Genomic DNA, 25,429 nt, shown 5'->3' with positions numbered 1-25,429 from the left:
TGTTTTGACTAGCAGGAGGTCGTGGAAGGGCTTTGAAGATCAAGTAAAATCTTTAGCTAAACAAATGAAAGCAATAGAGAAACCGAGCAAAACTTTAAAAGCTGAATTTGATAAAGCTAAGTTTTCTGCAACAAAAGCAAAAGAAGCATATTTGAAAAAGAGAGATGCTTTGCATTCATTTAATGAAGAAGTAAGGAAAAGTGGAAGAAATATTAAGTCATTAGTAAGTGATCAATATAAACTTGGTTCTTCTATTGAAGTGCTAAAAGGTAAGTATGGTAAGCTTGGGTCTGCAATACGTAGTCACCAAAGTTTTTTAGCAAGCAAAGCACATTTTAAGTCACAAATTATAGAGACTATTGGGCTAGGGCTAACGCTTGCAGCTCCAGTTAAAGTTGCGATTGACTTTGAAAGTGCTATGGCTGATGTTACAAAAGTGGTAGATTTTAAAAAAGGAACGGATGAAGCAACTAAATTTGCAAAGAAGTTAAAAGAGATGTCACGCACTATACCATTATCAGCCGCAGAACTGGCACAAATAGCTGCAAGTGGTGGTCAACTTGGTATCAAGAAAGAAGATCTTTTTATGTTTACAGAAACAGTGGCAAAAATGTCTACAGCATTTGATATGTCTGCAGAGCAAGCAGGTGATTCTATAGCTAAACTCTCTAACGTTTATGGCATTGATGTTAGTAAAATGGAACATGTTGGTAATGTGATCAACCACTTATCAGATAACACTGCTGCTAAAGCAAGAGATATGGTTGAAACTCTAGCAATAGTTGGTGGTACTGCAAAGCAGTTTGGTTTGGATATCGAGAAAACAAGTAGTTTAGCAAATGCTTTCATTAGCTTAGGTAAAACACCTGAAAAAGCTGCAACTGCTATAAATGCTCTACTTAGTAAACTTCAGACTGCTGAAGAACAAGGAGGGGATTTTAAAGCAGCATTAGAGCAAATGGGAATAACTGCAGAAGAAATAGTACAAAGAATAAGCGAAAACGGCGAAGAAGCATTACTCTATTTTTTTCAAACTCTAAAGAAAATGGATAACCAGGAACGTTCTACAATCCTTATGAAACTTTTTGGTCAGGAATATCAAGATGATATTGCATTATTAGCTGGAAGTTTTAATAAGTATGAGGATGCAATAAAGTTATTGGCTAATACAGAAAAGTACAAGAGCTCTCTACAAGAAGAATTCAAAAATCGTGCAGACACTACAGCTAATAAATTACGACTTCTTCGAAATGCAATAGCTGAAGTTGGTATGAACCTGGGCTCAGTGATGTTGCCTACTTTAAAATCTATAGCTGAATTTTTACAAGAAAAAACTAGATATATAGCAGAGTTTGCAGAAAAATATCCAACTTTAACCACGGCGATCATGGGTACTGTAGCATCCTTGATAAGTTTAAAAATTGTAGCAGTAGGACTAGGATACGGATTTACATTGCTAGGAAGTACGATTTTTAGTCTGAAAGCAAACCTACTTGGAGTATTTTCATTTTTATCAGCTACAGTTTTTCCTGCAGTAGTAACAGGACTAAGAGCAATAACACTCGCTAACCCTATAGGACTTTTAGTTGCTGGACTTGTTACTGGTGCAGCTCTTGTTATAGCTAACTGGCAAAAGGTGAAAGACTTTTTCTCTAGCTTGTGGAAATCACTCATTGAACCTATAGGAAAAGCTTTTTCATGGATAGGGGAAAGTGTATTTGGAAAAGTATTGGAAAATAGCCCACTGAAAGAATTTGAAAAAAGAAAAACTGAAATAAAAGCAGTCCATACTCCCATAAAGAGTAATATTCTCAACAGTGGAAATCCTGTGCTAGGTAACAGTATAATTAAAGAATTTTCAAAGAGAAATAAAAATAGCTTCAGAGTCAAAAGCCTTATTGAGGAGAAAAAGTTTACAGAGAGCGATAAGATATTTGCAAGGAGTAAGTTTGAAAATAAAGAACAAAATAAAACTCAGAACATCACTAATAATTACACTATCAGCATTAAAGCAGAACCTAACCAAGATGTTCGTAGTCTTGCAGATGAAGTAATAAAAAGGATAAGAGAAAAGTCACGTGATGTTTTATTTGATACGGTAGAGACATTTTATTGATGCTATCTCTTGGTCCGTATAAGTTTGCTCCCACAAGTTTAAAGTATAGCAAAGAAAATCGTTGGAGCACGATTGAGTGTATTGAAAATATGCCACTATTACAAAATATCGGTCAAGGTGTAGAAAATATAGATTTAGAAGGAATGATTTATCTGCATAATCTCAACGGGCTAAATCAATTAAAGAGTGTGAAAGAAGCTGAAAAACCACATATTTTAGTAGATAGTTTAGGTAATATTTTAGGACAATTCGTAATTACTAGGTTAGAAGAAAAGCAGATGTATTTTTTACCTAATGGACTACCAAGAAAAGTTGAATTTAGTTTGAGTTTAAAAAGCTATAGATGACTGTATACTATGTGAGTAAAGAAAATGAGATGTTAGATCTGATTTGCTGGAAACATTACGGATTTACTGATGGAGTAGTGGAATTAGTACTAGCAGAGAACTTAGGTTTGGCAGAATACGGAAGCTTTTTGCCTGCAGGATTAAAGATAAAGCTTCCTACTATTAAGAAAATAGTACAAAAGTCAAAATTAAAGGTCTGGGAATAAATGCAGCCAGATTTTATAATAGATAAATGTGAATCAATTAAAGATAGAGTTATATCATTGCACCTTACAGATGAATCAGGAATAATAGATGATGTAGTTGAAGTGTGTGTTAATTACAGGGATGAAGACATAGATATTCCGAATGAATTGAACATAGCACTAGGTTATAAGGAATTTGGAATCTTTCCAATGGGTATATATACAGTCAACGAAGTGACTATACAGGGTCCACCTAAGACTCTACTAATCAAAGCTCATGCAACAAATTTAAGAATATCTTTGAAGGCAAAAGTATCAAAAGAATGGCGCCAAATTACCATAGAAAACTTAGTAAAAGAAATAGCCCAAAAACATGGATATGGATACAAAGTCGCTAAGGAATTTAAGAATGTATTGATACCCCATATTAATCAGGCAGATGAAAGTGATATAAGTCTGTTAACAAAGATCGCAACAGAGCGTGAAGCAATGGCAAAATTAGCTGGTGGGTATATATTGTTTATTTCAAAGAATATGGCAAAATCAGCCACAGGAAAAGCTTTAGGAACAACGACTATTAGACCTCAAGATACAATTAACTGGAAAGTACATTTTACCGTACGTGATAAGTATAATTCAGTAGTGGCAAAGTGGCATAGCTATGAAAAGGGCGAAACTATTAAAGAAACAGTTGGTAGTAGCGAGCCAAGTTATATTATGCTGGAACTTTACTCTAATGCAGAGTCAGCGCTGAGTGCAGCAAATGCCAAGTTGAAACAATTGAAGCGTAACAATGAAGCTTTAGATATAACTATGCCTGGTAATCCTCAAATTTTTGCAGAAGCTAAACTTGATCTTATAGACTTTAACCAAGCGGTAGATGGTGAATGGATAGTTAATAGAGCGGAGCATACTTTAAATAGCTCAGGTTACCTTACTATGTTGTCAGCATCTTTGAGTAAGTAATGTTAATAAAAAATGAGTAAATGATCTATTTAATATTAAAAAGATGTTGAATATGGATAAATTGGGTCAAGATACAAAAAACAAGCTGCATTTTTGGTGGCTTATAACAGTAATAGTATGTATTATTGCTACCTATTCCTACATGAAGGCAAAGGCTGCAGATAATTATAAAACGATATTACGCATTGCTTCTCAAAATTGTAACTTAGAGACTGTAAAATTCTTAGTAGAAAATCTATTAGATATTAATGTGCAGATCCCTAAATTAACAGCACTACATTATGCTGCAGAAGAGGGATGTGCAGAGGTTGTAAAATTCCTAGTAGAAAAAGGAGTTGATATAAATGCTACGAAATATGAAAGATGGACACCTTTACATGCAGCTACATATGAAGGCAAATTGGAGATAATTAGATTTTTATTAGACAAAGGTTCAGACCCTACCATTAGAGATACAGATGGAAAAACACCAAGGAAAATTGCTGTATTAAGATCACGGCATAATAAGGACAAACCTTATGATGAAATCATTAAGCTACTTGCAGAAGCAGAGGACCGATACGAATCAACAAAAAGTAATCACTAAAGCTGTAAGTTTTCTATAATCTGCATATAAATTTCCAAAACTATCCATAACAAGTTAATATTTTCACATGAAAAAGCAAAAAATCCCAATAGCGGTAATAATAACAATAGTTGTACAGACTGTAGGGTTAATCTGGTGGTTGGCAAAACTCGACCTACGTGTACATATCCATGATAAATTTGTAGAAAAAAACCAAGAACTAATCGAAATAGTCTATCGACTTGAAGAGAGAGTGAAAAACCTCACTGAAGAAGTCAACGAACTTGAAGCTATTCACAAACACAAATAAATTTTACAGTGACAAAGTACATTTTATCTGTAGATGGAGGTGGCATTAGAGGGATAATACCTGCCATTATTCTAGCAGAAATTGAATCTAGGACAAAAAAGCCAATTTCCCAGATTTTTGATTTAATGGCAGGAACCTCAACCGGTGGGATTATTGTTGCTGGACTTTGTAAAAGCAATAAACTTCAATACTCTGCCAATGATTTGGTTGAACTTTACCAAGAGTATGGAGCATATATCTTTCAATCATCATTTTGGAGAAAATCAATTGCTTCTTGGCTGAGTGGTTCTCAGTACTCATATAGAAATATGGAATTTATTCTCAACAAATACTTTGGTGAAAGTACTATGGCCGATGTTGCGAGTAATCTACTACTCACCAGTTATGACATTCACAATAGTTGTGAGTTTTTCTTCAAAAGTTGGAAAGAAAAAAACATTAAGTTGAAAGATGCACTCAGAGCTACAACAGCTGCTCCAACGTACTTCACACCAAAACGTCTGAAAATTAGCCAAACAGAGAGAGTATTGATAGATGGTGGAGTGTTTGCAAATAATCCAGCGGCTTGTGCATATGCAAGTGGTAAGAGGTTATTTCCAAATGATGAGATTATACTGCTATCAATAGGCACTGGTGGAACAGATAGAAGTATAAAGTATGCTAACTCAAGGAAATTTGGCAAAATAGGGTGGATCAAGCCACTACTGAATGTGATGTTTGCCTCTGGATTGGATTGCGTTGATTATCAACTAGAACAAGTAATAGACGATAAATATATAAGAATACAATCGCAATTGAAAGTAGCATCGACTGAGATGGACAATATTACACTCAAAAATATCAAATCTCTTCAGCAAGAGGCAAATGCAATGATAGAGGACAACCAGAAATTAATAGATAAACTTTGCGATTTCATATCTTAATTTATACCAAGCAAAATTCAACTGAGCCAAAAAAGTTGGTTAGCAAATTCTGCTGGTTAAATCATTAACTAACTTTACTTATATCTTAAACACATTCAATTTTCACACTCACCCAACTCATCAGCAGTTAGGCCACTTGCTCGCACAATAATATCAATAGCAACACCTTCCTTAACTAGATCTTTTGCAATCTTGATTTTCTCTGCTTTTTTAACCTTTTCTTTACCAGTTTGCATTCCTTCAGATAAAGATCTGGCTACCGTATCCAGTAATTCTTGATCCTCAATTTTTTCGCATTTACCTATAAACCCAAAAACTGGCTCATTTTCATATTCTGTTAGTCCAAGAGCTTTAATGTTAACTGATAATGTCTTTGCTATCTTATATAATATTTCAATTGGAATGTCTGTATATCCTCGTTCATAGTCGTGTATTTCTTTAGGTGTTGAACCGATTTTATTTGCCAAGTCCTCCTGAGTGTATTCCCGTATTAATCTCTGCTCTTTTATCCTTTTCCCCACTTTGTAGAGTATAGAATCAGTACAAATTTCTTTCTCTATATCATCATATTCATAAGTAGATAAGCGAGTCACTTGGGAAATAATATCAACTGAAACTCCTTCTTTCACTAGATTCTTTGCTACTTCTATTTTCGCTTCTTCTTGGCTAATTTTCTCGCTAATATATACAAACCTTACTAATGGATACAGCTTCTTGCGTAATTCCTGATCCTTAATTTCTCTATGTATTTTTGTTAGATAGACTATTTCTTTATCCTCATCTTCATACCAACTGTTTTCTCTTAGTACTGTTGGTCCTGGAAGTAGATCTATAACATTAACTGACAATGCTCCTGCTATTATATACGATTCTTTGATTGTAATAGCCTTGCACCCTAGTTCAAAGTTATGTATTTCCTTATATGTTAAACCAATTTTGCTTGCTAATTTTGCCTGAGTATACCCTTGTACTATCCTACAACCTTCTATTTTTTTCCCCAGCTCGTAGCTTACTGAGCCAATATGCTCTGAATTATCATAGATAAATCCTCTAAAAGCTGTTTTTCCTACAGAAGCAAACATATATTCTATCACAAAAAAATCCACTATTGGCTAAGTTTTTATGAAATCACAAAAATTTCTCAATCATATAATTTGATAAGCCTGTCGTTTGCAAGATAATATCAACAGAAATTCCTTCTTTCACTAAATTCCTTGCAACTTCAATCTTCTTTTCCTCTCTGACCTTTTCTCTATAAACATGTATACCTTCAAATAAAGACTTGATTAGCATATCGCGTAATTCCCGACTCTCAATCTTTTTGTATTCTTCTATCAACTTTGATAGCTTTTCTTCCGCTTCACTATCCTCATCTGATTCGGGAAGTAGATCTATGATACTGATTGATAATACCTTTGCTATTTCATCTAACATTTCAAGTGAGACAGCAGCTCTCCCTTGTTCATATTCGTATATTCCTTGATTTGTTATGCCAACTTTATTCGCTAAATCTTTTTGTGTATATCCTCGTATCAATCTCCACTCTTTTATCCTTTGCCCTACTTTGTATGGAACCGGAATTTTGTTCTCCTCATACTCACCAATAGATAAGTTAGTTGTTCGAGAGATAACATGAGCAGAAACTCCTACTTTCATCAAACCCCTTGCTACTTCTATTTTTACCGCTTTTCTGCTTCTTTCCTCACTCAAACGAATAAATTTGGTTAATAAATAAAATACCTCGCTTAATTCTTTATCTTTATAACCCTTTACTAAATTTAATATTTCTTCATCTTCAAAATATCTTTTTTCATTTGGTAGCGTCTCTCCACAAACTAGACCTTTAACATTTACTGATAATGCTTCTGCTATAGCATATAATTTCTTAATTGGAATTTTACGACTCCCTTTTTCATATTGCAGTATTGCCCAGTACTTTACACCAACCTTCTCCGCTAAATCCTTCTGAGTATACCCTCTCTCTAACCTCCAATTTTTTACTTTTTGCCCTACCTCACAGTCTAGACTTTTTTCCATACAAAGAACCATACATATAATATTTTCTACTATAGCTCAAAGGCTCCAGATATAATGGTAGACTCTGGAACCTTAAAATAAATGAATTAAAGCCCCCTAAAAGTTTCTTTACTATTTTCACGTACTTTATCTACCCATGAAGACAATTTTTCACTTGGGCTATCAACCTCCTTCATAAGCTGCTTGCTATTCCATATGCCACATCTCATAAAACTTCCCTTTTCTACTGCTTCTTTAAGTTTTACTCCAGCAAAAAGACAATTTTTTCCTATTTCTTCGCCTCTTTCTTGTAATTTAGACCACATTTCCTTATTTTCTACTCTGACTTGTACTTGATCATATTTTTTTACATCGTGGTACAATATAATATCTAGCTTACCAATGCTTGTAGGAAATTCTAATATAATAGAGCTTCCATCTGACATATCGATATAGTTTCTTATACCTCCCTTCTCACTTTTAACCTCAACTGCATCATTGCCAATTTTTAAAATATTACTTCCTAGCTCTCTTTTTGCTTCCAGTATTTTGGCTACCTCTACCTTGCTATCCCCAGAAAATTCTATATACGATGTTGTATTATCTATTTCAACATCTATTAATTCTCCTTCTTGCACAGCACTTTCGCCAGCTTTCTCTAGTTCTTCTAGTCTCTCATCTATATGTGGCTGAACTTCTGGTTGTAGCTCATTATAGATTTCACCTATCAATTTATTCTCCAATAAAGTATCATGAAACTCTGCACCGTTTAGCATTAATTTACGTATTAGCTTTTTACGATCAGCCTTATCAAATTTATGAAAATGTGTGCCCAGTATCACATATTCCGCGAGGCTCCACTCTCCATCATTACATGCATTTAGCCTTGCTCCAGCAGCTAGTGCTTCGTCTACAACCTTGTGCAGTTCATTTGGACTTTTTGCTCTTACCACAGCACTCTTAAACCAGCTCAACTTTTCTGCACTTGGCTTTATTTTTTTCAAAGCTGAAGCAAATGGATTTTTATCTTCTTGATCACTTACAGGTTTTGTGCCATAAACATAGTCAAATCCTTTCCCATAGTTGATTTTGTTTTCGCGAACTTCTCTACCAGGGAAAGGTGCTATTTCTTCAGGCTTTTTAGCCTTATTAATTTTGCTTACAAAGGTGGATTGCTCCTTAGTACGACCAATTCCTACAATAGCATTTAACACCTCACCTTTTGATAATCTATCAAGATCAATGTTTAACTCGTAAGTACCTCCTTCTTGATCATCAAAAGGTACAATTATTTTATTAACCATATTAGCCTCCGCTATTAAATATACTTTACTAAGTCTATAACCGACTTTATTACTTTATTATTAATTCAATATATATTTTCTCATTAATTATAAGCAATGATTAATGTGATTGCAAATACTTTCTTCATTCAAGTAGTTAAACAACTCATGAAAATCTTCAAACATCTGCTTTATAACAGTCCTTGCTCTTTAAAGCTAAAATACCCAACACTTGTGATGATAATGTGATCCAGCAACCTAATCCCTATAGTCTGACAAGCTTTAGCCAAGTCTTTAGTTACAGCTTCATCCTCATCAGATGGCTTTAACCTTCCTTCTGGGTGGTTATGCGATATTATTATTGACGTCGCTTTTCTTATTAATGCCTTTCTTGTTACTTCTCTTATGTAAAAAGGTACCTTATCCACTGTACCAGTGAACACTTCTTCCCCCTTTAAACGGCACTTTTGATCAAAATATATTATTTTCATCTTTTCCTCCTCTGAATAACCAATACTCACCCTCAAATATTTTACTATGGTTTCCAAGTTATCCATTACAGGTCCTTTCTTTAACTCTTCTCTTGGTACTCTCTTTGCAGCTTCCTTTAGGCATAAAATTACTGCTACTGTAGAGTCAGTTATCCCTTCTATAGTTTTCAAGTCATCTATTTCCTGGCCTAAAACTCCTCCTATTCCAAAACTATCTATTAGCTTTCTAGCAATAATTCGAGCTTCTTCCCTGTCATGCACTGCACTTAGAAACGTTTCTATTACTTCACGATCAAGTAGTGCTTTACCGTTGCTTTCTAATGCTCTGAATTCTATTTCTTCTCTACGATCTTTACTGTTTTCCTTATTATTCATAAAAATTACCCTTCACTAATAACAAAATGTTTTTATATATTTACTGCTGTTTTTTGTCAGCATTGGCATAAGGCCATAGCTTTTGAGTGAAGTCAAATCAATTTTTCAATCTTTTTTACTTATTTTTTCATCAAAAAGTAAAGATATTAATAGATACTGATTTTTTATTTTAAATTTGTTGAATTTCGTCTAAAGAGATGCCCACTGTTTTTAAAATAATATTGATAGAAATTCCTTCCTTAACTAAATTCTTTGCAATTTTCATCTTTTCTACTCTCTTCACTTTCTCTTTGCAAACTTGTATGCTTTCAAACAGAGATTTTATTAGTACATGACGTAATTCTTGGCTTTTAATCTTTTTGTATTCTTCTATTAACCTTGATAGTTCCACTTCACTATTCTCATTTTCTCTTGTTTCTGGAAGCAGATCTGTAATATTAATTAATAGCATCTTTGCTATTTCATCTAACATTTCAAGTGAAACAGCAGCTCGTCCTTGTTCATATTCATATATTCTTTGATTTATTACGCCCACTTTGCTTGCTAAATCTTCTTGAGTGTATCCTCGTATCAATCTCCATTCTTTTATTCTTTGACCTACTTTATACGGAATAGAAATTTTTTTCTCATCATTATCATATTCATCAATAGATAAACTGGTCGTTTGAGAGATAACATGAGCAGAAACTCCTTCCTTAACTAAACCCTTTGCCACCTCTACTTTTACTGCCTTTCCACTTTCTTCCTCACTAATACGGATGAATTTAGTTAATAAATAAAACGTTTCACGTAATTCTTGGTCCTTAATCTCTTTATGTCTTCTTACTAGATTTAATATCTCTTCTTCCTCATACCTTTCCTCATTTGATACTTCTTGTCCGCAAGCTAGATCTCTAGCAGTTGTTGATAATGCTTCTGCTAATTCATATAACTTCTTAATTGAAATTCTGCGTGTTCCTTTTTCATATTGCAGTATTACCTGATATGTTGTATCGATTTTTTTTGCTAAATCTTTTTGAGTATATCCCTTTGCTAACCTACGATTTCTTACTTCCTGTCCTATTACTTTGTAATCTAAAAAATTAGAGCATTTATTCTCTTTTTTCACATTTTATACTCCATAACCAGAAGAGCTGTTACGTATACTTAATTGGGAACCTTTTTGACAAACTGAACTCATCTCCTTTCAAACAATTTTTCTATATCAATTAGTTTCATTTCTATATAAGTTGGTCTTTCATGACCAGAATATGGAGTTTTCTCAATTTGTCTTAGTATCTCATTCATCTCTTCCAATTTCATTTTTCTTCCTGCTCCATGGCAAGCGATTGTGGCTGATATTTTATTCACCTTATCCTCTATTGGCAACGTATCTTCCATTTCCATTAACTTATCTACTATATCAACTAGCATCTCTTTTATATCTATTGTTCCCAAGATTGCAGGTATTTCTTTTATCGTTACTTTATCTTCTGATTGTATTTCAATATCAAAACCCATTTCAAAAAGCTCATCTTTATAAGTTTTAACCATCCCCATTCCAGCTTGGTTTTTAATTTCAACTGTTTCAGGAAGAAGTTTTTGTCTTTTTATGCTTGATTTTTGCTTTAAGCACTCGTATATCAACCTCTCATAGGCTGCATGTTGATCTACTATAATCAGCTTATCTCCAGCCTCAGCAATAATGTAAGTATTGTGGACCTGACAACGTGCATATCCTAGGGGATGATCCTCTACCAAATCAATTTGCTTCCTTTCTAAAACCATCGTTCCCTTTTGGGGTGGGGATTCTCCATACTTAAAAGTTTCTGGTAAGCTTTGCCTTCTTTCATCTGGTGCATTGAATTCTTTCATTAGACGATTTTCTAAAAGACTTGGTCTCTTTTCATAAAACTCTTTTTGATCTTTTTTCTCTTGACTATCAACCTGCTCTTGGCTTTTACTATCATTAAAAATTAGCTCCTCTTCAATACCTTGATCACCCGCTGCAAATCTCGTTGATAGTGTTTTTATTATCCCTCTTCTCACTATTTCATATATTAGCCTTTTATTCTGAAATCTTACTTCCGATTTATTTGGATGCACATTTACATCTACTTGGTCATATGGTACTTCTAAATGCAACACTGCAAAAGGATACCTATTGTTTGGAATAAAATCGTGATACGCATATCTAATTGCACCAACAAGTAGATTGTCTTTTATTGGCCTTCCATTAACAAACGTATAAATCTGAGTTGAGTTGCCACGATTGACATTAGGTTTACAGATGTGTCCCTTAAGTTTGATGCCTTCTTCTTCCTCTTTAACTTCCAGTGAATTGCTTTGAAATTCTTCTTCTATTTTACATAATCTGTTGAACAGCGAAGTTTGCTTAACATATTTTAAGAGCTTTTTATTACCAGAAGTGAGAGTAAACCCAATACTATAATTAATCATCGCTAAGTTATTCACAATATCAACAATACTTTGTGTTTCTGCCCTTTCGGTTTTTAGAAACTTTAGTCTATTTGGTGTAGCAAAAAATAAGTCACGAACTTCAATATATGTACCTTGCAACAAAGAACAAGGGGTAATCTCTCTTATTTTTTCTCCTCCCTCATACCTTATAGACCATGCTTCCTTTGCTCCACTTGCCTTAGACGATAATTTCATTCTGCTTACTGCTGCAATTGAAGGTAAAGCTTCTCCCCTAAACCCAAGGTGCTTGATTTCTATTAACTCACTATCGCTTAATTTTGAAGTGGCATGCCTCATAAATGCTAGTTCTAAGTCGTCCTTTTCTATTCCATTTCCATCATCTGTCACAGTTATAAGGTTACGTCCACCACTTTCTATTTTGATCTCTATCTCTGAACTTCCAGCATCTATTGCATTTTCTACTAATTCCTTTACTACACTCGCTGGCCTTTCTATTACCTCTCCCGCTGCTATACGATTTATAGTTTTTGTGTCTAAAAGAATTATTGCCATATTTTCAACTCTCAGTCTGATCAGTTTAATATCAATTAAAATCAGATTGTCTATTAAATTCTATTCTAAGCCCTTTCATGAAGATCATTAGAATTATGTATAATTATTAATGCTTTTTAAGTGGATTTCCTATTGTTCTTTCTAAGTTCCTTGGTGCACGTAACGATTATACTTTAAAAAGAATATTGGCTACTGAGAAGAATGAAGACATCTTCATCAGAAAAAAAAGGGGCAAAAACAGAGAAAATTGATGTAACTACTTAAGGCAGGTGTCTCTATTGCAGATGAGACACCTAATCTATCCATGATCAAATAAAAAAGTTATAAGCATACAGGTTGGATTACAGTATCTTTTTTAAGAAGAAGATTTATCTTGCTTAAAAACTTGTAGATACTATATTTACATAAATTCTTCATGCGAGGCCTTTATGTTTACTAATAGAATATCTAATAATCTGGATCAGCTGCAATTTTTTGTAGAGTTTTTAAATGAAAATTATGAAATTCAGAAACATCTTAGTCTTACACCGCTACATTTAGCAGCAGGAAATGGTCAGTTGGATTTAGTCAAAACTTTATTAGGAGAAGGTTTAGATATTAACTCAGAGATTAAGTACGATGGCTTTACGCCACTGTATTTTGCAATTGCAAAAAATCGCTTAGAGATGGTTAACTTTCTTATTGCTCATGGAGCAGATGTAAACCATAAGGCCATTCTAGGCTTTACACCTTTAAGTTTTGCGTCCCAGCAAGGATATTTAGATATAGTCAATACCTTGATTGCAAATGGAGCAGATCTTAGTACTAAAACAGATAAACTTAATACACCTTTACACCTAGCAGCAGAGAATGGTCATCTAGATATAGTAAATGTTTTTATTGAAAAGGGATTAGATGTTAATACTGTAAATAATGATCGAGCAAGACCTTTGCATTCTGCAGTACAAAATGGTAACCTCGAAGTAGTTAAAGCTCTTATTTCACAAGGGTCTAATATTAACGCTGGATCTTCAGGCATAGGTAATCGTAAAGTTGATGCAAACATTACACCCTTACATCTGGGAACACAAACTGGTAGGTTAGATATAGTTAAAGTTCTGCTTGAAGCGGGAGCAAACGTTAATGCAAAAACAGATGATAAGATTACACCTCTACATTTAGCGTCTCAAAATGGCTTTTTAGAGTTAGTAGACATTTTACTAAAAGCAAAATCTAATGTTAATGCTAAGGATTATGAGAATCTTACACCTCTACATTTAGCAGCAGAACGTAATCACTTTGGAGTAGTTAAGTCTCTTCTTCTCGTAAAGGGAATTGATGTTAATGCTAAAGGCCACGATAATTCCACAGCTTTACATATAGGATCTCAGAATGGTCACTTAGAAGTAGTGAAGCTACTAATAGAGAAAAAAGCCAATGTTAATGCTAAAAAAAACGAAGGTTTTACACCTTTGCATCTAGCAATTCAGCAAAGTCATTTCGAGGTGAGTGATTTTTTAATTAAAAATGGAGCAAACATTAACACCGTGGATGATCAGAATTGGACTCCTTTACATAATGCAGCATATAATGGTTTTTCTTTAAAAATAGTAGAGAGCTTAATTGCAAAAGGAGCAAATATAAATGCAAAGATGGATGATGGTAGAAGAGCTCTACATTTGGCAGCAGAACATAATCACTTGGAAATAATGAATTTCTTGATTGAAAATGGAGCAGATATTAATGCTCTAGATAACAGAAGTTGGACTCCTCTACATTGTGCAACATATGATGGTAATTTAGAAGTTGCTAAATCTTTGCTTAATAAAGGAGCAGACATTAATGCTAAAACAGTTAAAAGTACTACACCTCTACACTTTGCAGTAGACCATGATCATTTAGAGGTGGTTGAATTGCTCTTAAAAAAAGGGGCAGAAGTTAATGCTCTAGATCACACAAATTGGACTCCTTTACATTTTGCAGCAGAAAAAGGTTATGATCAGATAGCAACCGTTCTATTGAAACATGGTGCTGATGTAAATGTAAAAGAAAATCAAAATAAAGGCACAGCCCTACATCTTGCAGCTCAACATGGTCATCCTAAGGTAGTTAAAACTCTTATTATAAATGGAGCGGATGTTAATGCAAAAATGGATAAAAATGCTACGCCTTTACACTTAGGGGCACAAATTGGTAATTTAGATATAGTTAGGTCTCTACTTATGAGCGGAGCATACTTTAATGCTGGAGCTGAAGGAGATAGATATGTTTTACCATTACACTTTGCAGAAAGAAGAGGAAACCCAGAAGTTATAAAATTACTAAAATTGACTGAGAAGTTATTTAAGGCTATAGAAGATAATAATTATTTAGGAATTGAGAGTTCCATTAGAGATGGAGCAATCATTAATTCGAAAAACGTGGATGGAAGAACGCCATTACATTATGCTGTTAATAATGGGCATATAAAAGTTGTAAATATCTTGCTAGCAAATGGAGCTGATGCTACTAAAGTTACTAACAAAGGTAATACACCATTACACACTGCTGCTTCCAAAGGTCATAAAGAAATTATTGAAGCTTTGTTACAACGTGTAAGCCACAATAAATTGAGTGATTTTATTAATGCTAAAACAATAGTTAAAGGCACTACATCGTTGCATGTTGCTACTGAAAATAGCTTTTTTGAAGCTGTAAAGTCTTTGTTGAAACATGGTGCAATTTATAACATCAAGAATAAAGAAGGTAAAACACCACTTGATCTTTCTCGAGACCAGAATATTACTAACCTATTGAAATTAGTAGAAGAGCTGTTTGAGAATGCAAAAAATGGCAATGTTGAAATTATCAGTAAGCTGAAAGCAATAAAACCTGATGAGCGCGTAGCTGTAACAAATGCTCGTGATGATCAAGGCAAGTCATTAGTCCAGGTTGCAGTAATTAATAAACACTCAAACCTTGCAAGTAGATTATTAGAAATATTAAAAAGTCCAGATCAGAGTTTACAAGATGTCAGCGTAGAAAATAGAGTAAAGAGTTTGAAGTTATAGCTCTCTTAAATGAAACTCTAATGAGGGTGCCAAGATCTAGAAAATATACAAAAATTTTGTTACAAAATAGTGAAATTTAGGAGGATTGTAAAAGTATGCTAAATAATAGTATTAACAAGGAATTAGAAAGAGCAGTCTATGAACGAAACTTAGAAAAAGTTAAAGCTCTTTTGTCTGCAGATGCTGATGCTAACCTTAGAGTAGAAAGGAATAGAGATACGTTACTTCATACTACTAGTAGTGTAGAAATTACTAAAGAGCTTTTATTAGGTGGTGCTGAAGTTAATGCAAGAAACATGTATAGTGAAACTCCACTACATTCTGCTATAACAATGGGGAAGGAATTAGAATTAGTTAGAGAACTTCTGAAACATGGTGCTGATGTAAATGCAACAAACCGTAAAGGCAATACTGCACTGAACCATGCTGTAAAAAAAAGTGGTAAAAATCTGGGAGTAGTTAAAGAACTATTAGAATATGGAGCTGATATTAACATAAGAAATCGTGAACGACGGCTTTATGATAATTGTTCCACATCTTTAGATAACGCTGTAAGTGATCTAGCATGCGCTAAATTGTTGATTAAATTTACTTTAGTAAGGAACTTCAATAAGGATTACGGAAAAATTATTGACTTATCTCCTTATAAAGGATGCAGTAATTACAGTAAATTATCAAGTTATCTAGATGACTGTGTTTGTGAAATTCTTCAAATGAAAACAGATGAAATAAAAGATAGCCTTCCACTATATGAATTTGTTACAAATAACTTCAACATACATGTACTATACAATAATCAATTATCTGTAAGACTAGCAAAAATTGATTATTCCATACGCTATCCTATATATAATGATATCATATTAGATAAGGTAAAACCTTTTTTAGAAAGAGCAGATTTATTAAATAAGCTAAGTAAGATACAATTTTATACTAAATTAGATGTAGCAGATCAAGATGCCAAAGAAAAGAAAATTATTCTGGACCATGATTCTACATATAATATAACTGAATATCTATCTAATGATAACTTGTTAAACTTTACAGTAGCGTTTGATGATTCCAATAAGCGTACTTTTCAATCTTTAAGTTTCTTAAATAATCTCGTAGAAACGAGTACAAGACTTTATGAAACTTCTATAAGTAATGATACCAAACGTGCAAGATTAGAATAAATATATTTTTTGTCAGTACTAGATTTTTATGAACAACAATTAGTCGTATGGTTCCAGAGAGGTGATACATGAGAGATTGCTATAATGCCAAAACACTAAACTTAGTGCTTTTTTATGTAAGTTAATCATCATTTCTCTTTGTTGTTTTCAAACAGGTTATTATTAGTAGGTGTTACTAATAATTTAAACAACCAACACACTTCCCACACCCAAAACCAAATGTTGTGAAGGCTTTTCGTCCTGAAATTGCAGGATTAGTAGATATTCTCTCAAAAATATTTTATTAACAAAAGATGCTATTTTAATTTTTGCCATATTAAGTAAACTTTGCTATTCTAATACTGGTGTAAATATATCTCAGAGAGAGCTTATGCATGTATCTAAACAACAAACCAGCTTTTATCAAGAAGATAAACAGTTTCTATCACGTTCTTACACATCAAAAGAGGAGTTTATTAGAGAATATAAAAAACTCTACTGCAGAAAAGCAAAAGCTAAAGAACTTTATCTCCTGATTTTAACTGAACTCGAAGAGGCAATATCAGATGGTAATGTCGATAGCTTAAAAAAATTAAGCAACTTTATTGATTACATAAGTGATGCAGAAGATCAAGTAACTTTGAGAGACTATTATGATAATGCTAACAACCCTGTTAAGAGTACTAACTTAGTTATCTTAGCTTGTAAACATAATAAGGTAAAGATTTTAGAATACCTACTTGGCAGTAATAGTAAAATTCTCAGTAATTTATCTGTTGGCATCAGAGAAACTACTATATTACCAGATGATGAGGATGAAACATGCCATAATGCGTTTTATTATTCTATACGTTCAGGTAATGTTGAACTTCTTGATACACTCATTAATAAATGGCCAGGTAATTATTTTGCTGTTCATTTCAGGGAATTAGATGAAATTCTTTCACGAGCTTATGAGGAATTAAAACTAAAGAACGTATTCTTGTCAGAAGAGATAGAAATTTTTGTTGAAAATAAGTTGATAAACCTCCGTTTTTTCTCTAGTGCTTCTGGACAAGATCAGAATGTGAAGAGTTATCTTAATAACATAAGAGAGCGGATTGAGTTAGTACTTCAAAATATTAGCCTGTTAAAGGCAGAGTATTCAAACACAGAAAAAGTAGATGAAAAGTTTTTATTCATAGCAAAATTTATTGCACAAAATATTCATATATTAAAGCGGCAGTTGAAATCAACCTACGATAGACTACCTTGGGAAGAAATGGAATTTTGTTTGATCAGTTTTGTTTCTTCTCACATAAAACGACAGGAAATGAATCTATTCTATAATGCCACATTGAATAAAAGTAAAATACTAGACCACTTGGAAAATTTTGCAAAGAAACTTAAAGAAGAAAAAGATATTATAGAAGGTGTGGACATTGGTAAATTTGCTGATCTCCCGAAGTTAAAACGTGAGAGGGTTGTTGCAGAGATCGTTAGCAATTATCCTCAATTTGGAGAGTTGTATAGCGATTATCAACAAATTAGGGATATTCATTCTTTAGAGAAAATAAGTGATTATATAAAGTTGGCATTATCAGCTAATCCTAAAGAAAGGGAAGGACGGTTAATTATTACAAGGGTTTTACAGGTTATTGGTGAATATTTAAAAAACACTCTAGAATCTCCCAAGTTATCTAGCACTACAAGCGAGCTTCTTCTACTATCATTACCAAAGAACACAAGAGAAGTCATTATAGATTTACGTAACTCACTATCACATGCTTATTCACTCTCTAAAAGAACAGAGATTGAGGAAAATACAGATGTTAATTTTTTTATTGGTGTTCAAAATGACACTAAGAAAGTTGGTGATGTGATTACTAGTATTCTTTATGACAACAAAATTAAAACTATCAGAATGCTTCTAAAAAAAATTATTAATAGTGAGAACTTGGATGAGATAAAAGAAGTCACCGAAGCGTTTAGCAACGCTAAATTAGATGAAATAATCTCAGGAAACTTTGTAACAATGGAACACGAAAAGCTTAAAAAGCTCATTGCAGAACTAAGCAATAGTGTAACTGAAAAGACAAGTCACGAGCAAGAGCTGTTTAATAAAATTAATAACATAATCAATTGTGCAGGAACTCAATCAGAAAATATCAGAACTGATTATATTACAGGGTTTGCATTATTAAAGAGTTTAAGTATTGGCTTTAGTGATAATAAGATTGACCATAACGTTATTAGGGGAATGAAATTTCGTGCTAATAAAACATTAGAGAATATTGTTCCCCGAATAGAATCTCACAGCCTTAAAGAGATTGCTGAGCTATCGAAGAAGATTTCTCATAGTGTTAAGTCAAGAATACAAGAAGACAACCTTGATGAAGTAAATAGATTAACTTACGAAATTTTTTATATTGCTGAATTTGGAACAGGTGATATCAAATGGATTGAGGAATTAAGAGAAAAGTTGAATGAGAAAGGTTCTTTTATTCCTGCATACAAACAAAAGAAGACTTACAATATAACAGAAGAAAAATATAATAACCAACTTACACTGAAGCTATCTGAACTGAAAAGTATTTTAAGGAATAACGCATTGAGTGGTAAATTAATTGAAAAACTCCCTTCCTATAAGAGTAATAAGAAATTGCAAGCAGTAGTAGAAATGCTTGTTCTGGATATAATGTCAATCTTAGGCAGCTCAAAGAATTATCTAGAAAACAATTTACTTTTCTTAGATGAGAATACTCCTTTACTAACTGGAAAATGTTTGCGTAATCACTTAGCACACGATAATGCCTTGGTTGATGTATTGTTATCTGATCCCTCAATAGCAGTTATCTTAAACGCTAAAAAACTTACTTCAGAAAACATAATGAAAAGTAAGAAAAAAGTTGGCAAGTTAGTGAGAGACGATCCTTCCAAATTGAAGGATAAATACGATCAAGGTCTTATTACTATTACTAATCAGGAAAGAATGTTTGTCGCATTGGAAGAAGGGAATCTCGAAGACTTAAAGAGTTATCTCAAAAAAGGAGCAGACATCAATGCTAGAAGTATTAACTTATGGACTACATTACATTTTGCTGCTAAGGGACCTAGTCTTGAAATTGTAAAATTTGTTCTTAATCAAAATTTAGACGTTAATGTTAAAGATATTAATGGTCAAAGCCCACTACAGATCGCTGCTGCACATGGAAGAAAAAATATTGTGAAGTTTTTTGTAGGGGAAGCTGGTTTATATGTTGATGATGCAGATAATCATGGCAAAACACCACTACACATTGCAGCCCAAAATGGTCACAAGGATACTGTTGAGGTTTTATTAAAAAATAAAGCCAGTACTGTTACTCAAGATATGAGTGGTCTTTCACCTTTATATTATGCAATAAGAAATAATCATGTTAATGTTGCTAAGGTTCTACTAGAAAAAGATACGAATGTTGATATTAATGAGGCCATGGGTGGCTTTACTCCATTGCATGAAGCTGCAGAAAGTGGTCACCTGGAGTTAGTTAATTTCTTACTTCAAAATAAGGCAGACGTTAATGCTAGAAATGACAGAGATTGGACACCATTACATGCAGCGGCGTTTAATGGCCATCTGGAAATAGTAAACGCTTTAATTCTGAAAGGGGCAAATGTTAATGCTAGTGTCATAAATGGTTGTACACCATTACACTATGCAATAGAAAACGGTCATGAAAAGATAGCTAATATTTTATTGAAGCATGGAGCTCATGTTAATGTTGTTGACAAAACCTATAATAACACACCTTTGCACTACGCAGCAAAAGATGGACATGAGAAAATTGTTAAGGCTTTACTGACAAATAAGGCAAATGCTAGTATTGCCACTGTGGAAGGTATAACCCCACTACATTTTGCAGTGCAGAGTGGCCACTTGAAGATAGTTGTTGCTCTTCTTGAGCATGGGGTTAACATTCGCGCTAAAGATAAAAATAATGCTACGCCATTACACTATGCAGCAGAGAGTGGTCATAAGGCAGTTGCTGAGCTTTTAATAAAAAATGGAGTAGAAATCAATGATAAAGCCAATAATAATCTAACACCATTACATGTAGCTGCTCTGAAAGGTCACAAAGATATTATTGAACTCCTAATAAGAAATAAAGCTGAAGTTAGAGCTCAAGACATTAAGGGTAGTACACCATTACATGCAGCTGCTATGAACGGTAGCAAAGATGTTATTGATCTCTTGATAAAAAATAAAGCTGAAGTCGATGCTAGAACTAATGATGGTATGACACCATTACATTCAGCTGCTCTAAATGGCCGTGGAGATGCTGTTGTTTTCCTAATAAAAAATAAAGCTGAAGTAAATGCTAAAGCTAATTATGGTCTTACACCGTTACATGCAGCTGTTGTAGAAGACCATAAAGACGTTGTTAATCTTTTAATAAAAAATAAAGCTAAAGTTAACGCGGAAGGTATTGCAGGCAGTACACCATTACATGTAGCTGTGGAAGCAGGTCATAAGGAAATCGTTGAGATTCTGGTAGCAAATGGAGCCAATGTTAATGTTAAGAGTAACAACCTAACACCATTGCTTTCTGCTATTAAGCATAATCATAAGGAAATCGTTGAAGTTCTTGTAGAAAATGGAGCTAGTGTTAATGCAGAAGGTGGTGAACCTTTATCATTAGCAGTGCTCGCTGGTTATAGGGATATTGTAGAGATTTTGCTAAAAAACAAGGCCCGTACTAATATGAAAGGTCCTGAAGATGCTACACTATTACATTTGGCTGCTAAAAGAGGCCACAAGGAAATAGTAAATGCTCTGATAGCAAGGGGAGCCAATGTTGATGCTATGACTATTAATAGTACAACACCATTATATCTTGCGGCACAAGAAGGCCATGAAGAAGTTGCTGAAATTTTGATAGCAAACAAGGCTAACGTTAACTTTGTAAATGTTGAAGGTGCTCCACTACATATAGCTGCAGGACACGGCCATGTTAATGTTATTGAAGTCCTATTAAGTAATGGAGCAAAAGTTAATGTTAAGGACAATAAGAGCAGAACACCTTTAGAATTAGCAGTTGCACATGGTCATTTGCAAGTGGTTAAAATGTTACTGCAGTATAAAAAAGTAGATATGAATGCTAAAGGCAATGATGATTGGACTATACTGCACATTGCTTCACAGGAAAGTAACTTGGAAATGGTAAAATGTCTAGTAGATGAAGGGTCTAATATTAATGCTAAAAATGCCTCTGGATCAAAGCCTATACACATTGCAGCTAGAGAAGGTTATAAAGATACCGTAGAGTTTTTCCTTAGCAAGGGGTTGAGTATTAATGAGCTTGGTACAGCTAACCAGACATTACTACACTATGCTGCAATGAAAGGTCGGTTAGAAGTTGTAAAGTATTTGATAGCACAAGGTGCTGACGTTAATGCTAAAGATACTAATGGCTTAACCCCTATGCATATTGCTGCTAATTTTGGTTATAAAGACGTTATTGAAGTTTTATTAAAAAATGGTGCAGTTTATAACGCTGTTGACAAGCTTTGTAGAAGACCATTAGAAATGACTAACGATAAAGACGTTATCAATCTATTAGCATCAACTGAGAAATTATTTGAGGCTGTAAAACGTAATAGCTCTTCAGAGGTTGAGAATTACATTAAAGCAGGAGCGTTTGTTAATGCCAAAAATGCTGATAGTGTAACACCATTATATTATGCTGCATGGAAGGGCTATGATGGAGTTGTCAATATTCTATTACAAAATAAAGCTAATCCTAATGTGGTTGGTAACAAGGGGTTTACTCCTCTGCATTATGCTGCTAAGTTCTCTCACTTAAAAGTTGTAAAGGCCCTATTATCTAATGGTGCAGTATACAATGCTGTCTCTGACAGTGGGAAAACACCATCAGATTTTACTGTGGATAAAAGTATAACTAGCTTATTTAAACTAGTCAGTGAATCATTTAAAAAGGTTAAAGATGGTAATGCTCAAGTTATTAATGACCTAAATAAGATAAAGGATATTGATACAGTAAAAGCAGTGATGAGTGCTCGTAATAGAGAGAACAAAACGTTAGTAGTTGCTGCAGTACATAGTAACTTTTCAAAAGTCGAGCAGTTGAAGCAGATATCGCAAAGTGACGTATCCGCTCAGATTGATACAGCTTTAGTGCTCTTGAATCAAGGCAATTACCAAAAAGCCTTAAGTATTTTCAGAAGCGCATTTGAAAGAAGAAAAGAAATACTAGGACCAGACAATCCTGGTACTTTAGATATTCAGACATATATAGCCAAAGTGCTATATAAGCAAGGAATTTACCAAGAAGCTTTAAATATGCTTAAAGAGATTTTTCAGAAACAAAAAGAAATGCTGGATTTAAACGATAAGGATACTTTAAGTACAAGAAGTACAATCGCTTTAGTGCTGCATAGACAGGGGAAAGATGAAGAAGCTTTTAATATTTATCAAGAAGTCTATCAGAGACAAAAGGAAATACTAGGGTCAAATCATTCAGATACCTTAAATACTCAGTTTCACATGGCATTAGTATTAGATAAACAGGGAAAATATGAAGAAGCGTTAAATATCAATAGGGCAGTTTTTGAAAAGAGGAAAGAAACACTAGGTACACATGATCTAGCCACTGTGAGTGCCAAAAATAATATAGCAATGGTACTAGCTAACCAAGGTAAATACGAAGAGTCCTTAAAAATCTATAAAGAGGTTTTTGAAAAGAAGAAAATAATTTTAGGTATTAATCATGCTGATACCTTGAGAACGTTACATAACATTGCTGGGGTACTCTTCAATCAAAATAAATATCATGAAGCCTTGAAAGCTTTTCAAGAGGTTTTAAATATCCAGAAAAAAGCTTTACAACAAAATCACCCAGAAACCTTGAATACTCAATACAACATAGCAAATGTACTTTTTGCTCAAGGGAAATGGATCAGCGCACTTAAAGTCTACAGAGAAAGTTTTGATCAAAGAAAAGCTGTTTTTGGACCAAGTCATCCGAGTGTTTTAGATATTTTAAAAAAGATAGAGATGATTAATTTTAGATTTAAGCTTGAGGGTAGCGAAGCATCAGAGGTTCTCCAGCATCTGCAGAAAGATATCAACATTGCTGCTAGTAAAGGTGATATACGAACTGTTCAGCGTCTGTTAAAAGATGGAGCTGATGCCAACGATAAAGATATTGATGGAAGAACACCGTTGCATTACGCTGTTAGCAATGGACACATAGATATTGTAAACATCTTACTAACAAATGGAGCTAATGTTAGTCAAGTTACTAATAAAGGTAATACACCATTACACACTGCTACTTCCAAATGTTACAAAGAAATTGTTGAGGTTCTGTTACAACATATCAGTCGTGATAAATTAAATGACTTTGTTAATGCTAAAACTACTTCTAGTGGTACTACATCACTTCATGTTGCAGCTAAAGGTGGCTCCTTGGAAGTTGTAAAATCTTTATTAAAACATGGTGCAATTTATAACATCAAGAATAAAGAAGGTAAAGCACCACTTGATCTTTCTCGAGACCAAAATATTACTAACCTATTGAAATTAGTAGAAGAGCTATTTGAGAATGCAAAAAATGGTAATGTTGAAATTATCAGTAAGCTGAAAGCAATAAAACCTGATGAGCGCGTAGCTGTAACAAATGCTCGTGATGATCAAGGCAAGTCATTAGTCCAGGTTGCAGTAATTAATAAACACTTAAACCTTGCAAGTAGATTATTAGAAATATTAAAAAGTCCAGATCAGAGTTTACAAGATGTCAGCGTAGAAAATAGAGTAAAGAGTTTGAAGTTATAGCTCTCTTAAATGAAACTCTAATGAGGGTGCCAAGATCTAGATCATTTAGAAAATTATAGTGGGCTTTACATCTTATTAATTATAAATTAACTTACTATCTAATCAATCCCTAAGTCATGTATGAGTAACATTTTGATAATATTAGCAGCAGGAAAGAGCAGTAGAATGAATTCTGAATATTCAAAAGCGTTGCACCAAGTGGGAAATCTTACTCTTTTAGAACATATAATTTCTAATGCAAAATTGCTGAGTCTAAAAAGCTTATCAATTGTTGTTAACAACTCCCTTCTAAAAGATTTAGAAAAGTTTGATACCCTAAAAAGTATAATAGATCAATACAATATAAAACTAATAATTCAAGAAGATATTACAGGTACTGGCACTGCAGTTAAAATTGCTCTAGAAAATCTGGAGGAGTTATCTGATCAAGACATAGTTTTAATACAGTATGGAGACACTCCCTTTATATCTAGTGATACAGTTATGAAAATGACTGATTGTTTAAAGTATAATAATTTAGTTCTTCTTGGATTCAATAGTCAAGATGAACAATATGGAAGATTAGTAATTGATAATTACGGAAATGTTCAAAAAATCCTAAAAAATGGAGATAAAATGCTTCTTGCAAACTCTGGAATAATAGTTTCATATGCTAAAGATCTTTTTACCTTAGTAAAAGAAATAAAATTTAATAATTCGACCAATGAATATTGTCTTAATGATATAGTACCCATTGCAGCAAACAATAACTTGAGTGTAGGTTATGTAGTTTCTGATGAAAGAGAAGCAATGGGAGTAAATAATAAAGAGGATTTGATTAAAGCCGAACACTATTTTCAAAAAAAAAGGCGGCCAACTTTTCTTTCATAACTACATTTTC

Annotated in this window: 18 protein-coding genes; 11 read left to right on the top strand and 7 right to left on the bottom strand. The window is 33.5% G+C overall.

The genetic code is table 11. The features are described from left to right. Positions 1–4 precede the first annotated feature (4 nt). The 7 genes from ABWU50_RS02395 to ABWU50_RS02365 all read left to right on the top strand — a co-directional run bounded on the left by ABWU50_RS02395 (position 5) and on the right by ABWU50_RS02365 (position 5,412). Positions 5–2,116 carry a phage tail tape measure protein gene (locus ABWU50_RS02395; protein WP_353276150.1) on the top strand — a complete coding sequence of 704 codons (2,112 nt, stop codon included), beginning with the start codon at positions 5–7 and terminating at the stop codon, positions 2,114–2,116. Next, complete coding sequence (locus tag ABWU50_RS02390) at positions 2,116–2,463, top strand: phage tail protein (protein ID WP_039950887.1); 348 nt, start codon at positions 2,116–2,118, stop codon at positions 2,461–2,463. The genes ABWU50_RS02395 and ABWU50_RS02390 overlap by 1 nt, the downstream gene beginning before the upstream one ends. After that, positions 2,460–2,669 carry a tail protein X gene (locus tag ABWU50_RS02385; protein ID WP_006015620.1) on the top strand — a complete coding sequence of 70 codons (210 nt, stop codon included), beginning with the start codon at positions 2,460–2,462 and terminating at the stop codon, positions 2,667–2,669. The genes ABWU50_RS02390 and ABWU50_RS02385 overlap by 4 nt, the downstream gene beginning before the upstream one ends. Further along, positions 2,670–3,614, top strand: a complete 945-nt coding sequence (locus ABWU50_RS02380; protein ID WP_353276149.1) for a phage tail protein — start codon at positions 2,670–2,672, stop codon at positions 3,612–3,614. Positions 3,615–3,666: 52 nt separating this feature from the next. Further along, a complete protein-coding gene (locus tag ABWU50_RS02375; RefSeq protein WP_155968672.1) occupies positions 3,667–4,200 on the top strand; it encodes an ankyrin repeat domain-containing protein in 534 nt (177 codons plus the stop codon). A gap of 67 nt (positions 4,201–4,267) precedes the next feature. After that, complete coding sequence (locus ABWU50_RS02370) at positions 4,268–4,489, top strand: hypothetical protein (RefSeq protein ID WP_108783956.1); 222 nt, start codon at positions 4,268–4,270, stop codon at positions 4,487–4,489. Between the two features lie 8 nt (positions 4,490–4,497). Beyond that, positions 4,498–5,412, top strand: coding sequence for a patatin-like phospholipase family protein (locus ABWU50_RS02365; protein WP_019236454.1), 915 nt, complete (start codon positions 4,498–4,500; stop codon positions 5,410–5,412). Positions 5,413–5,507: 95 nt separating this feature from the next. Here the strand turns inward: ABWU50_RS02365 and ABWU50_RS02360 are convergent, their stop codons facing one another. The 6 genes from ABWU50_RS02360 to mutL form a co-directional block, all read right to left on the bottom strand. Continuing rightward, positions 5,508–6,494, bottom strand: a complete 987-nt coding sequence (locus ABWU50_RS02360; protein ID WP_226079678.1) for a helix-turn-helix domain-containing protein — start codon at positions 6,492–6,494, stop codon at positions 5,508–5,510. 46 nt (positions 6,495–6,540) lie between these two features. After that, positions 6,541–7,449, bottom strand: a complete 909-nt coding sequence (locus ABWU50_RS02355; RefSeq protein WP_006013992.1) for a helix-turn-helix domain-containing protein — start codon at positions 7,447–7,449, stop codon at positions 6,541–6,543. Positions 7,450–7,535: 86 nt separating this feature from the next. Further along, positions 7,536–8,732: a hypothetical protein gene (locus ABWU50_RS02350; protein WP_213863739.1), complete on the bottom strand. Its 1,197-nt coding sequence runs from the start codon at positions 8,730–8,732 to the stop codon at positions 7,536–7,538. A gap of 170 nt (positions 8,733–8,902) precedes the next feature. After that, positions 8,903–9,577: a RadC family protein gene (locus ABWU50_RS02345; RefSeq protein WP_250777646.1), complete on the bottom strand. Its 675-nt coding sequence runs from the start codon at positions 9,575–9,577 to the stop codon at positions 8,903–8,905. Positions 9,578–9,746: 169 nt separating this feature from the next. Continuing rightward, a complete protein-coding gene (locus ABWU50_RS02340) occupies positions 9,747–10,685 on the bottom strand; it encodes a helix-turn-helix domain-containing protein (protein ID WP_226079672.1) in 939 nt (312 codons plus the stop codon). 68 nt (positions 10,686–10,753) lie between these two features. Next, entirely contained in the window at positions 10,754–12,550 is a 1,797-nt protein-coding gene (gene mutL, locus ABWU50_RS02335) for a DNA mismatch repair endonuclease MutL (RefSeq protein WP_353276148.1), read from the bottom strand. Positions 12,551–12,978: 428 nt separating this feature from the next. Between mutL and ABWU50_RS02330 the strand changes: the two genes are divergently transcribed. Then, positions 12,979–15,579, top strand: coding sequence for an ankyrin repeat domain-containing protein (locus ABWU50_RS02330; protein ID WP_353275353.1), 2,601 nt, complete (start codon positions 12,979–12,981; stop codon positions 15,577–15,579). A gap of 95 nt (positions 15,580–15,674) precedes the next feature. Then, positions 15,675–16,754, top strand: a complete 1,080-nt coding sequence (locus tag ABWU50_RS02325) for an ankyrin repeat domain-containing protein (RefSeq protein ID WP_353276147.1) — start codon at positions 15,675–15,677, stop codon at positions 16,752–16,754. A 183-nt stretch (positions 16,755–16,937) separates the two neighbouring features. Here the strand turns inward: ABWU50_RS02325 and ABWU50_RS02320 are convergent, their stop codons facing one another. Further along, positions 16,938–17,069 (bottom strand): hypothetical protein, encoded by a 132-nt coding sequence (locus tag ABWU50_RS02320; protein ID WP_353275988.1) that lies wholly within the window; start codon positions 17,067–17,069, stop codon positions 16,938–16,940. A gap of 55 nt (positions 17,070–17,124) precedes the next feature. Between ABWU50_RS02320 and ABWU50_RS02315 the strand changes: the two genes are divergently transcribed. Continuing rightward, positions 17,125–24,549 carry an ankyrin repeat domain-containing protein gene (locus ABWU50_RS02315; protein ID WP_353276146.1) on the top strand — a complete coding sequence of 2,475 codons (7,425 nt, stop codon included), beginning with the start codon at positions 17,125–17,127 and terminating at the stop codon, positions 24,547–24,549. A gap of 120 nt (positions 24,550–24,669) precedes the next feature. Next, positions 24,670–25,419 (top strand): NTP transferase domain-containing protein, encoded by a 750-nt coding sequence (locus ABWU50_RS02310; RefSeq protein WP_182183378.1) that lies wholly within the window; start codon positions 24,670–24,672, stop codon positions 25,417–25,419. The last annotated feature ends 10 nt before the right edge of the window (positions 25,420–25,429 follow it).

The sequence above is a fragment of the Wolbachia endosymbiont (group A) of Pipizella viduata genome (genome assembly GCF_964028555.1).
GTDB lineage: Bacteria > Pseudomonadota > Alphaproteobacteria > Rickettsiales > Anaplasmataceae > Wolbachia.
Note: the sequence above shows the minus strand (reverse complement) of the source record. Positions and strands in the feature narration are given on the sequence as shown.